The sequence below is a fragment of the Vibrio sp. 10N.261.51.F11 genome, assembly GCF_041471665.1.
Lineage (GTDB): Bacteria > Pseudomonadota > Gammaproteobacteria > Enterobacterales > Vibrionaceae > Vibrio > Vibrio crassostreae_C.
On record NZ_JBFROW010000047.1, the window covers coordinates 16492 to 28894 of the forward strand.

At 46.0% G+C, this 12403-nt stretch carries 8 protein-coding genes; 1 reads left to right on the forward strand and 7 read right to left on the reverse strand.

Features of this window, described 5'->3' with window-relative positions:
- A complete protein-coding gene (locus tag AB4351_RS15810) occupies nucleotides 1-3099 on the reverse strand; it encodes a GH116 family glycosyl hydrolase (RefSeq protein WP_372126515.1) in 3099 nt (1032 codons plus the stop codon).
- Between the two features lie 64 nt (nucleotides 3100-3163).
- Between AB4351_RS15810 and AB4351_RS15815 the strand changes: the two genes are divergently transcribed.
- A complete protein-coding gene (locus AB4351_RS15815) occupies nucleotides 3164-4111 on the forward strand; it encodes an aldose 1-epimerase (RefSeq protein WP_372126517.1) in 948 nt (315 codons plus the stop codon).
- A 129-nt stretch (nucleotides 4112-4240) separates the two neighbouring features.
- Here AB4351_RS15815 and AB4351_RS15820 read toward each other — a convergent pair whose 3' ends face one another.
- The 6 genes from AB4351_RS15820 to AB4351_RS15845 all read right to left on the reverse strand — a co-directional run bounded on the left by AB4351_RS15820 (nucleotide 4241) and on the right by AB4351_RS15845 (nucleotide 12402).
- Nucleotides 4241-6655, reverse strand: coding sequence for a GH36-type glycosyl hydrolase domain-containing protein (locus tag AB4351_RS15820; protein ID WP_372126518.1), 2415 nt, complete (start codon nucleotides 6653-6655; stop codon nucleotides 4241-4243).
- Between the two features lie 93 nt (nucleotides 6656-6748).
- Nucleotides 6749-7840: an ABC transporter ATP-binding protein gene (locus AB4351_RS15825; RefSeq protein ID WP_009846155.1), complete on the reverse strand. Its 1092-nt coding sequence runs from the start codon at nucleotides 7838-7840 to the stop codon at nucleotides 6749-6751.
- Nucleotides 7840-9189 (reverse strand): GH1 family beta-glucosidase, encoded by a 1350-nt coding sequence (locus AB4351_RS15830; protein ID WP_108207057.1) that lies wholly within the window; start codon nucleotides 9187-9189, stop codon nucleotides 7840-7842. Before AB4351_RS15830 ends, AB4351_RS15825 begins: the two co-directional genes overlap by 1 nt.
- A 17-nt stretch (nucleotides 9190-9206) precedes the next feature.
- Nucleotides 9207-10055, reverse strand: coding sequence for a carbohydrate ABC transporter permease (locus AB4351_RS15835; RefSeq protein ID WP_017077012.1), 849 nt, complete (start codon nucleotides 10053-10055; stop codon nucleotides 9207-9209).
- A 46-nt stretch (nucleotides 10056-10101) separates the two neighbouring features.
- On the reverse strand, nucleotides 10102-11088 hold the full coding sequence (locus tag AB4351_RS15840; RefSeq protein WP_009846152.1) for a carbohydrate ABC transporter permease: 987 nt from the start codon (nucleotides 11086-11088) through the stop codon (nucleotides 10102-10104).
- Between the two features lie 66 nt (nucleotides 11089-11154).
- Nucleotides 11155-12402, reverse strand: coding sequence for an ABC transporter substrate-binding protein (locus AB4351_RS15845; RefSeq protein ID WP_017083012.1), 1248 nt, complete (start codon nucleotides 12400-12402; stop codon nucleotides 11155-11157).
- Between the last annotated feature and the right edge of the window lies 1 nt (nucleotide 12403).

The following is a 12403-nucleotide window of genomic DNA, read 5'->3' on the forward strand; positions in this document are numbered from 1 at the left end:
TTAATACAAGTAGGCGAAGATCATCCCCGGTCTAAAGTAACGACCAGCCGTATATTTCAAGCCAGTACTCAGTAACCATTTGTGTAAGCCTGCCAGCTTTTCTAACGGAATTTCACCGCTCACCATTTTAACAAAATTATCAGTATCTTTCGTCAATGTTGGATTGATCCGACCGTCAGACAGCACACAGTTTTGACATTTAAGTACACTTAGCCAGTTTTTCGCATCATTTTGCGTCAATTTAAAGGCTTCTATAAGATATTTCTCATTGACAGACACAGAGCAATTGAACCCTTCTGGCGCTGCAAATGGAATTTTTGAATAGTCATAGAGTGCGGTATACACGGTATCCATCAATGTTTCTGCTTGCTGGTTTTTACCTGCCAGACTCAACGCCGTTGCGACACTAAACTGCACACCAATCCATACATCTTGAGCCTGAAATGCCTCATGCGGCGAACCATCGGCCAACGTCATATTCGCAACCCCAAGCTTAGGGCTGTTAATTTCGAAGTTATGCTTATAAACATAGTCTAGTGCGCGTTGGATGTTCTCTTGCGGGAAAATACCTTCTAAACCGATGAGCTTTAGGTAGCTGTCAGCCAATAAAGCATCGCCAAAGCTGTTGTCTGAATCAGGTACTAAATCTAAGTAGTCTTGTGTAAAGGCTTGAGGCGCGGTCTCGCTCAATAAGCGCTTCTTAGATACTCTTTGAGACACCTTGCTGATGTTGATGGAGGTATCGGTCTCATTGAGATAGGTATTGAGCGTGTTCTTATCGGCAATCGCATCGCCCGTCAAAGTTAGGCCTAAGGTTTCCAGAGCTTGGTAGCCTTCACCCGTTAGATGCTTGGCTTGAACTGGCGTCACGAAGAAGTGGTAGTAACCCTCTTTGTCATCCCACAAGCTTTGCTCAACCGTGGCTAACGCCTTTTTAGAACGCGTTAAGTAACCGCTAGCTCGCTCGCTTTCACCCATCAATTGTGCAAGTTCGCTCGCGGCTTGCAGGCCAGCAACCCACAGGCTCGCACAATAAATAGAGATGCCGTGAGAAGCTAGGTTATCAAAGGTATCGTCTGTGCCTCGGGTTAGTGGTAAATCGTCACCCTCAGCGATCAAATTCGATAAGAAATCGATGCATTCAGTTACCGCTTGCCAGCACTCATTAACCACAGAGAGATCTTGGGTGTTTTGATAATGGCGGTACACCATCAGAATGTATTTCGGCGCTAAGTCCTTCCACTCTTTCACATTGTGCCAACTGTAAGCATCGGGCTGAATGTCGAATGGGCTGCCTAAGTCGTGGATTACCGCACCTCGAATAGCACGTACACCTTGGTACTTTTCATCAATCAATTCGGCATTAGGCGTCGCTTCGTATTCCCAGTAGCGGCGCTGAGTGAAGTCTTCCGCCAAAATGGCCTTCGAGAACGCTTTCATCACGCAGCCATCAAGCTCAGGCAGCAGATAAAGCAGCGAGAACGAGCCGTAGAAATACACATCCAGAGAGTTAAAGAATGGGTAGTCGACACACTCTTTAACCAAGAATTTATCTTCTTTATCCCATACCGTTGATTCGGCTAGGAAGGACAATGAGTTCATTGCCATCGTCGCATAACGCAATGCCGATTCTGGCTTCGATATCTTGCTTTGAGCTTGCTTTAGGAAAGCCGTTTGTTGCTCGACGATCTGTTGCTCAATCGCTTCTAGCTCTGGTAATACATCTTCTAACATCGGCAGAGCTGGCTTCGCTTGCGGGTAAAACTGCGTGTAAGCCTTATCTGAATGCCAGCCATTAAGCATGACTTTGCTGTGAGCCATCACCTGTGCAAAACGCAGGTCAACAGACTCGCCAGGTTCCAATTCAACCTGAACCACCACCAATGCGCTCAATGCTTCACGCCCCGTGTAAATTCCTGTTTGGAATTCCGCGTTGGTACGGCCTGTTTTCAGTGCGAACTCTGTTTGCTGAGCTGTCTTAGAGGTATAAAGCGTTGGTTTGACAGAAATCGAAACCTTACCAGATTCAGTCAAATGGTTATCTGCTTGAACACCAAACACCACTTCGCCTTCAATATCACTTTGATAAGGCGATTGGCTAGACAATTGAACACCCGTAAAGCTGCCGCTTTCACCCTTTAAGTTAACCACTTCATGCTGCTGAGCAATCGGATTTTGAGACAAGGTACATGCCGAATCCTGAATGCCATCACGGCCTTTTTGGTAGGTAGAGCCAATCAAGTTTTGTAGCGGCTGAGCAAGCGTAATCACGCGTGGTTGCGATGAGTTATTGGTTAATTCGAAGTGATTCCAGTGCATCGGTAAAGAACATAGGCGTTTGTTCTCTTTAACGATCGGAGAGACTACCTTACGCTTTATATTAATATCTTCGAAGCTACTGTATTTATATTCAGCCAGTGGATACAAAGCTTGATATTCTATATCCTTGCCATTAACACTATCTATATCACGGCCATTGATATTATCCATATCATTATTATCACCCGCAGTAAGTGATAATAATCTCGTTGTATCATTTATTAATAAACCATTAAAGAAATCTAAGGCTACATATAATTGACAAATAGTTGAACCTGAATCTTCTTCAATCAACAATTGAGTCTTATTTGAAAATTCAACGTTCCATTTTGTAAAGTTAGTTTTATTTTCTTGGTAGAAGCGACCATTTTTTAATGCTGTTTGAATGAGACTAATCGCATTCGACATTTCTCTACTTTCAATCTTTTTTCCATCGAACAAAGCCGGATAAAAGTTCAGGTGAACGCTTAGCTCTTGTTCATTAAGAACTTGCAGCGTGTCGATGGTTGGCACATTCATCACTGACGCATAAAAATCATTAAAATTAATAACTTGCTCTGAACAATCGACAAAGATTCCCGGAATAAAGCTGAAGTTAGGCGTGTTGCCGTTTGGTGTGAGTGTAAATGTGTTACCAATTCCGCCGACCGCCATACCGGTATTTTCTGGTGTAGTCGAAATTGGCGTGTACCAAGGTTGAATAAATTCAACTGCATCACCTTTTTTACACAAGTGTTCTGAATTTCCTGAGTAGCTCGTATATGGAATTTTATTATTCATTTTAAAACCGCCATTGAATATTTTTTTCTTCTTGTTAATATCTTTTAAAAATGGAGACATCAACATGTTTAAAATTATAAATGAAAAATTTGGAAATATTGACTCTGTCACATTAATAAACCACCAACATGGTATAGAACTTCAAATAATCAATGGATTTGGTGCTGTTATTAATAAGTATATCGTAAATAACAGTCCATTCTCTTTTATTTGTGGTTATCAGAATTATGATGAACTGATCAACCAACATCCGTTCTTTTCCCGCAGTGCTAAATTATTCCCTTTTCCAAATCGTTTAAACTTAGGTCGCTACAGTTTCGACAACCAAAACCATCAACTCCCAGCTAACTTCCCTTGGTCTGATCACGCCGTACATGGCTTGCTCTACAACCAACCTTTTTCAATCAAAAACAGCGCAGCCAATGAAAAATCAGCCAGTGTGACGCTGCAATATCAGACATCATCTTTACACCCTGCTTTCCCGTTCGCTTTTAACCTTGAAGTCACCTTCACTATCGACACAACGGGTAGACTCTCTTCCTCAACGACCGTCTCTAATCTGGGTGATTCAGCCTTCCCATTCGGTGATGCTTGGCACCCTTACTTTTCACTCGGCACTGAGCTAGCACAATGTGGACTCGCTATGTCGCCTTGCACTGAGGTCGTACATGAGAACGACCTACCCAATGGTGAAAAACAGGCTTTTGACCGTTTGTCTTTGGGTGACTCCCTGACCAGTCAAAGCCTAAACCACTGCTTTGAATTTGATTCGAAGGCAACCAACCAACTGACTTTGACACACTCAGATTCATCAGCCGCAATTCATTATCAACAAGATGCAAGCTACCCATTTGTTCAGCTATACACGCCGACGAGCGAACAAAGTATTGCAATAGAACCAATGACTTGCCCTGCTGATGCATTCAATAACCAAATAGGCTTATTGACGCTTAGCCCGAACCAATCTCAGACCTTTACTTGGCAATGCCAAGCCACCTATCAGCCAACATAAAGAAAGCAAACTAAAGCAACTGCTGTATGCGAAATCAGCCCCCAGAGAACGCATTGCTAACGAAACAACTGCAACGAAAGAAGCAAACTAAAGAAGCAATAAAGGGCGCATAAAGCGCCCTTCTCTTTGTTAACCTAAAATCACCTCGATGGTGTGCTCACCAGAGGTAAACACTGGCGCTTTATTACCTGAAATCAGGTCACCATTGACCTTCATCTCAACCACGCCCTTACATACGTTATTCGGGTTCGTGACATGAATATAATAAGTCGCACCACGGAACTGACGACGAACTTTGAACTCTGGCCACTCTGCCGGAATACAAGGGTCCACCAGCAAGCCATCAATTTCAGGTCGAACACCTAGAATCCACTGCGTACCTGCCACGTATGTCCAAGATGAAGTACCCGACAGCCATGCATTACGACCTAGGCCGAACTGTTTATGTTCGTCGCCCAAGATGTTTTGCGGGTAGCAGTATGGCTCCGATTCAAAGGTATCAATATCGTCGTTCTTAGAAGCCGGATTAATTTGACGGTAGTACTCATAAGCACGCTCGCCGTTGCCCATTTTCGCTTCCGCGATCATCACCCATGGGTTTGAATGCAGGAAGATACCGCCGTTCTCTTTCGCACCCGGTGGATATGTCGAAACGCCACCAAGTTGTGGATCAAAGCCGTTGTAGCCTGGAGTTGAAAGCTTGATACCATTGGTCGTGTTCAGCTTGTTGTAAACCGAATCTAGCGCTTGTGTGGCACGTTCTTGTGTCGCGAAACCAGAAATCACAGGCCAGCTTTGACCGTTAGTGTAGATCTGCCCTTGTTCATTCTTGTGAGAACCAATTGGCAGGCCTTGCTCATCAAAGTAACGCACAAACCATTCGCCATCCCAACCGCACTCATTCACTGTGCTCTGCATTTGTTGGTATTGCTCTTTGAACTGAGCGGTCAGCTGTTCCTCACCGCGTAACTCACAGAGGTCGAGCATATCAAGCAGGGCTTTACCGTACATGTTAGCGACCATCATCGACTCAGCACCCGTTGGCAGGTTCACCGTGTCATTCCAGTCTGCAAAACCTAATAACGGTAGGCCGTGCTCACCCGTATTGGTGTAGGTAAACTCGATCGCGCGACACAAGTGATCCCAAACGGTGCCTATTTCCACAGGGTTGCCCGCTTTGTCTTTTTGATAGAACGGAATCACTTTGTTCAAGAAATCAGCATTGCCTGTCTCTTTCACATATTGAGTGACTGCGTAGATGATCCACAGATGATCGTCGCCGTAGTAATCCGGACGATCTTCCTCTTCACGTGAGTCACCCGCGTTCGCTTCCATGGTTGATGGGAAGAACTGGTGCATCGCAGAACCATTGATGTTTTGCACTGGTAGTAAGCGCTCAATGAACTCACGCGCCTCTTCTGGCATATGAGTAATCACGCCCAACGTATCTTGCGAAGAATCACGGAAACCGATGCCACGTGCGCCATAGCCAAGCTGGTACAGAGACAGGTAACGAGACCAGTTTTTAGTGGTGTGACACTGACGTGGGTTATGTACGTTAAGCATCGAGTTCATAGCAGGGTCTGGCGTTTCAACCTGAACCGCTTGTAGGTAACCATCCCAATGTTCAGCCAGTTCAGCGAAAGCTGAATCAACCACTTGATGGTCACGATATTTAGCCAGCAGAGGAAATGCAGCTTCTAGGCTCTGTTCTTGCGCGATTTGTACGACCGTACGTTCTGTCTGCTCTGGAGATAACCAACCCAAACGCAGGTTCAGTGCGCCAATGTTGTCGCCACGCAAACACTCGGTGTTGCCTAATTCATCATTGTTTAGTGCTTCTGGCGCTGCCCATGTGCCGTAGCCCAAATTACCTAGGAACGATTGGCGATCACCATCAAAAGACGTTGCAGGGCGATCCGCTGTCATCAGATTTACCGCGTAGTCACGCTTCATGAAAGCATACTGCTCAAGCACGGTGTGACCCGATTCTTGTTGGTGTGCTTTTAGCGTCATGGTTTGTGGAACCCAGTCTGCATTGAGTAGTTGCTTAAGTGCATCGAAGTGTGTGAATTCGTACACAGGCACCACATCAACATGCAGTGCTTTGTCTGAAATGTTGGTGACTTTGATGTCTTGTAGCAGTACTTGGTCAGCTTTTGGTACAAAGAAAGTCGCTTCACAACGCACACCAAAAGCTTCTGCAATGATGGTGGTGTAAGACAAACCGGTGTGGTTTTCAAACTTATCTAACGGCTTTAAAGTTGGCGTGTAGAAAGGTGAAAACACCTCTACATTGCCCGCTTCATCACGTACCTTGAGGTACATCGTCGAGCCTTTGAAGTCTGAGTTTGGCAGTTGAGCAATGTACTTAGTGATACGGTTGAGTGCAGGATCGCCCTTACACAACAACACGCCACCGTTGCTATCAACAATGCCACCGAAATCTAATGTGCCGACATAGTTACACCATTTGATCGGCGTACACGGTGTGGTTGCTACGTATTCTTTGCTTTTATCGTCAAAATATCCGAATTTCATCATCACTATCCCTAGCCCCTCCCAAATCAGGAGGAGCCAAAACAATTTGTCGTAAGTTGGTTGGTGTCAGCTCAATGACTGATTTAAATTGATTGGCTAGCTCGCTAGCGAGTTCTCACTCAGAGCATCGAACAAGTGGAAAGCATCCAAATCCAAGTAAAGCGTCAGATCTTTTACATCCACTTCAGCCGCTTGGGTTTCAACCATCAGCGGTTGACCGCCAATTTCTGTTTTCAGAAGAATGCTTGCGCCCAGTAATTCCTTGTCTTTGATTTTCACAGGGAATGGCAGCACGCGGTCGTGGTCAACTTGCTCGGCACGTAGGTGAATGTCTGTTGGACGAACACCAAAATGCAGCGCTAGGTTTTTAGACGCCAGAGACTTAAAGCGCTCAGGCAGTGGGATATGAACATCGCCAATTTCAACGAAGTACTCGCCTTCTTTTTCAATCAGTTTTGCTTCCAACATGTTCATTGACGGGTTACCAATGAATTGCGCGACAAACTTGTTTGCAGGACGCTGGAACACCTCGGTTGGTGTACCAACTTGAGCAACATAACCGTCTTTCAGGATCACGATGCGATCCGCCAGTGTCATCGCTTCGATCTGATCGTGGGTTACGTAGATCGTGGTGGTTTTAAGCTCGCGGTGTAGGTGTTTGATCTCTTCACGCATCACGCCACGAAGTTTTGCATCTAGGTTAGATAACGGCTCATCAAACAAGAAAACCTTAGGCGTGCGAACCATCGCACGGCCCATTGCCACACGTTGACGTTGACCACCAGAAAGCTCTTTTGGCTTGCGGTTCAGTAGTGGATCAAGCTCTAGCATTTTCGCCGCTTTTAGCACTTCTACGTCGATTTCTGCTTTTGGCATGCCCTTCAGTTTTAGCGCAAAGGCGATGTTCTCGTACACCGTCATATGTGGGTACAGAGCGTAGCTTTGGAATACCATCGCCAAGTCACGGTCTTTCGCATCGACTTTATTCATCAACTTGCCGCCAACCACGATGTCACCAGAGCTGATGCTTTCAAGGCCAGCTAGCATGCGTAGCGTTGTCGATTTACCACAGCCAGATGGGCCAAGGAAAACCACGAACTCACCGTCTTCAACCGTAAAATCAAACTCTTTGACGACTTCAACATCACCGAATGATTTTTTGATGTTCTTAAATTCTACTTTAGCCATTATCTGTTCTCCTCAGCGCGCTCTAGCAGCATATTTCGGTACGCAATTGCGCTCTGTTTCAATGTTCTTTCTTGGGTGGTGTAGTCAACATGGACAATGCCAAAACGCTGGCAGTAGCCAAATGCCCACTCAAAGTTGTCCATCAGGCTCCAAGCGAAGTAACCATCAACTTTCACACCCGCTTCAACCGCGTTGTGAACCGCTTCGATGTGACCTTGGAAATAACGAACTCGTTGGTCGTCCATCACTTGTCCATTAACGCGCTCGTCGTTGCCTGCAGCACCGTTCTCGGTGATGTAGATAGGTGGCATATTTTCGTAACGAGCATCCAGTCTTACCAATAAATCGGTTAAACCTTGTGGGTTAATTTCCCAGCCGATGTAAGTGTGTTCAGCGTCAGTCTGTTTTACTGATTCAATATCCCCGTTCTCGTTGAAGCGAGCGACATTGCGTGTGTAGTAGTTGATGCCGATGTAATCGACAGGTGCGCTGATGATGTCTAAATCACCTTCAAGGATCATCGGCATGTTCATCGCTTGGCGCTCAACGACCAGTTGTGGGTATTCGCCCTTCAATACTGGGTCGATGAACCAGTGGTAGTTCTCCGCTTCGCAGTAATCTGCTGCCCCTTGATCTTGTGGCGTCAGCGGGTAAGCCGGGGTCGCGTTGAATACCACACCATGCTTCGCGTGAGGTGCATTCTTGCGAAGGATCGGCATTGCCAAACCGTGTGCCAGCATTAGGTGGTGAGACGCTAGGTAGCCCTCTTTTTCGCCCTTGATACCTGGCGCATGTTCGCCCCAGCGGTAACCTAGGAATGCAGACACAAACGGTTCATTCAGCGTGGTGTACACATCGATGTTGTCACCAAAGTATTTACTCACCACTTCTGCGTATTCTGCGAATTTGTAAGACGTTTCGCGGTTTAACCAGCCACCTTTATCTTCAAGGTATTGCGGAAGATCCCAGTGATACAGCGTCACATATACCTTCATGCCACGAGCATGACACTCATCGATGATCTGACCGTAAAACTCTAGGCCTTGCTGGTTCACGACACCGTCTTGCGGCAGGATGCGCGGCCATGCAATAGAGAGACGGTAAGCATCAACGCCTAAGCCTTGAATCATCTCGATATCTTGTTTCCATAAGTGGTAGTGGTCACACGCCACATCACCATTGTCGCCGTTATCGACCTTACCCGGCGTCTTACAGAAAGTGTCCCAGATAGACGGTGTACGACCGCCCTCTTCAACGCCGCCTTCAATTTGGTATGAAGATGTCGCGACACCGAATACAAATTCCTTACTGCGTAACTTTGAATCACTTGGAAGTTGATATTTATTCATTGTTATAACCCTTAAACCTAACCTTTGACTGCGCCGGACGTTAAACCACTGATCATCTGTTTCGATGCGAACAAGTAAGTAATCACGAGTGGTAAAATAGAAATTGTGGTGCCTAGCATTACCGCGCCCCATGGCGTATTCGGAATACCTTGAACACTTCGAAGCGCTTGCGTAATAACATAGTTATCTGGGTTGTTTAGCACCACGAGAGGCTGCATAAACATGTTCCAGAAGAAAACGAACTGAACGATAGCCAGTGTTGCTAAGGCAGGCTTCATCAGTGGCAATACCACACTCCAATACGTTCTGAACTCACCAGCACCATCCAATTTCGCTGCTTCAAGTAGCTCTTTGGGAATCGATGCAATCACGTGCTGACGCATCAAGAAGATACCAAATGGTGTCGTGGTGAACGGTAGCCATACCGCCATGTGGTTATCCAGCAAGCCTAAGAATTTCACGATCATGAAGTAAGGGATCAAGCTAAGTACCGGCGGAATCGCCATTGAGCCAACCAGCATGCCGAACAACACGTTCTTACCGCGGAACTTAAACACAGCAAACGCGTAGCCACCCATGCTACAAAACAGCAGCGAGATGGTGGTGCCTAAGAAAGCCACGTAAATCGAGTTAAACATCGCTTTCCAGAACGGCATGATTTCAAGCAATTTGGCGTAGTTAATCGCCAGGCTATCGCCAATCGCAAAGCTAATGCCCGTGCCGAAAATTTCAGAACGGTCACGAGTTGATAGCAGTGCCGACCATACAAATGGAAAGACTGTAATCAGCGCTGAAACAACCAGTAAGATGCCTAACATGACCATCAAGATCTTAGTCAGAATGTACATGCTGCGTTCGCTTGGCATCAGTCCACTTAGTGGTGAGGTATTTGTCTTAATTGATGTCGACATCTTAATGTTCCCCTAAGCCTTTCTTACCGAAGAGTAAAAATTGAACCAATGTACAAGTCGCGATGAGTGCAAACAGTAACCATGAGATAGCGGATGCTGTGCCCATTTCTAGCCATTCCCAACCCACTTTGTAGAGGTACATCGAGATAGTTAAACCAGATTGGCCAGTACCGCCTGTACCACGTGTTAGTACGAACGGTTCTTCAAACATTTGCAGGTTACCGATGATGGTCATCGTGATAGCAAAGAAGATGAATGGACGAATCATTGGTAGTGAAATGTTCCAGAAGCGGCGGAAGGCATTGGCACCATCCATACGTGCAGCTTCTAAGATGTCTTTAGGAATCGTCATTAAACCTGTGGTGTAAAGGACGATGTTAAAACCGGTGTATTTCCAGAAAACCATGATTGCGATAGACGGCTTCACCATAGTGGCATCGTCTAACCAACGGATGGGTTGGAAATCGTTAACCCAAGCGAATGCCCAACCAAACAGCGTGCTATCGGCTAGTGCCATTAGCGTTTGGTTAATAATTCCTGAGTTAGGAGAGTACATATTGAAGAAAATCAGTGACGCTGCGACCGTTGATGTAATAAACGGTAGAAAGTACGCCGATGTTAGCCAGTGACGCATACGGTCACCCATTGAAACCAACATGTAAGCCACTGGAATAGCGACTAAGTGCTGAGCCACGCCTGAAGTGATCGCTAGCCAAAGCGTGTTCTTCAATGAACGCCATAGCCATGGGTCCGTTAAAGCAATGTGATAGTTCTCAAAACCAACGAACTCCATCGCATCCATGCCTCTTACCGGGTTCCACTCGTGGAACGACAGGTAAACAGAGAACAACAGCGGGAAGATCCCAAATACAGAAAAAATGATCAGAAACGGCAGAAGAAATCCATACGGTGTAAGCGCTTTCAAATTTAGACGAGAAAAAAGGCTTTTGTCCGCAGGTTCTATCGTTGTGCTCGCTGTATGATTCATAGTAACGACCTCTTAAAAAGGAAGCGCGTTATCCACGCTTCCTCACTTACTTAAAGTAAAAACAAATTAAAGATTACGCGTGCGACGCTTGATTAGACGCTCTGCCTCTTTAAGCGCTGTCTTGATGTCTTTGCCTTCATCAAGTACTTCCATCAAAGCGTTCTCTAAGATAATAGAACGTGCAACGTGGTCGCCTTGTGCTGGAGAGACGGGTTTGATGTTTTGCGCCACTTCAGCAAAAAGAAGACGGGCTTTTTGTCCACCGAGGAACTCCATCTCTTCTTGGAAAAGCTCATCGTCATACGTGGTGATGTTCGCTGGGAAAGCAGCAATCGTTTCGAAGTGTTTAAGCTGTACTTCACGATCCGTCGTCATGTATTCAATAAGCGCCCAAGCTTCATCTGGGTTGTCTGATTGAGTTGGAATTGAAAGGAATGAACCACCCCAGCTGCCGTAGATACCATCAGGTAGGTTTTCTACTGCCCACTTGCCTTTAGTTTCAGGTGCAATCCAGTTGTTTAGGTGACCAAGAAGCCAAGCGCCAGAAAGTTGAGTTGCAAATGTGCCGTTGCGGAAGCCTTCGTACCATTCGTTAGACCAAGCCAAAATGCGGCCGTCTAAGCCTTTGTCGCGAATCTCTTTTGCTACTTCAAAAGCGTGAACAAAACGCTCTGATGTCACCACTGGGTTGCCATCTTTATCGAAGTACAGACCTTCACCTTCAGGAACCGTCGTGAAGATGATCGCTTGTGCTACGTCTGCCGCTGAAGCAATAAGTTGTACGTTTTGCTCTTTCAGTTTTTCACCAGCAGCGATGTATGAATCCCAATCTTTGATTGCTTCTTCTACATCAATGCCCGCTTTTTCGAATACGTCGGTACGGTAGTACATAACACCTGGACCTAGGTCGACAGGAATGCCGTACATGTCGCCGTCAGCGCCTTTACCTTGTGCCCATGCGTATGGTGCGAATCGTTCTTCGTATTTATCTGCACCGTAGTTTTCAGACAGGTTAACTAGGCCGCCAGATCCAACAAATGGACCAATTTTCTCAACGTCGACAACAATCACATCACCGGCACCAGAACCCGTTGCAAGGTTCGTTGTGAGTTTCGTGTGGTGGTCACCGTGGTTGTTCATAAGGTAATCAACTTTGATACCCGTTTCCTTTTCGAAATCAGGCAGTAATACCTTCAGGCTGCTATCGAAATCAGGGAAACCGTCGAAACGAATTTCTTTGTCTGCTGCATTTGCAGCTGTTGTACCTAATCCTAAAGCAACCGCGCATGAAAGCGCTAAGGTCTTAAATTTCATG

Excerpts from the sequence above, each read along its gene's own strand:
- AB4351_RS15810 (WP_372126515.1), bottom strand. The coding sequence starts at position 3,099 with ATGAATAATAAAATTCCATATACGAGCTACTCAGGAAATTCAGAACAC.
- AB4351_RS15815 (WP_372126517.1), top strand. The coding sequence starts at position 3,164 with ATGTTTAAAATTATAAATGAAAAATTTGGAAATATTGACTCTGTCACA.
- AB4351_RS15820 (WP_372126518.1), bottom strand. The coding sequence starts at position 6,655 with ATGATGAAATTCGGATATTTTGACGATAAAAGCAAAGAATACGTAGCA.
- AB4351_RS15825 (WP_009846155.1), bottom strand. The coding sequence starts at position 7,840 with ATGGCTAAAGTAGAATTTAAGAACATCAAAAAATCATTCGGTGATGTT.
- AB4351_RS15830 (WP_108207057.1), bottom strand. The coding sequence starts at position 9,189 with ATGAATAAATATCAACTTCCAAGTGATTCAAAGTTACGCAGTAAGGAA.
- AB4351_RS15835 (WP_017077012.1), bottom strand. The coding sequence starts at position 10,055 with ATGCCAAGCGAACGCAGCATGTACATTCTGACTAAGATCTTGATGGTC.
- AB4351_RS15840 (WP_009846152.1), bottom strand. The coding sequence starts at position 11,088 with ATGAATCATACAGCGAGCACAACGATAGAACCTGCGGACAAAAGCCTT.
- AB4351_RS15845 (WP_017083012.1), bottom strand. The coding sequence starts at position 12,402 with ATGAAATTTAAGACCTTAGCGCTTTCATGCGCGGTTGCTTTAGGATTA.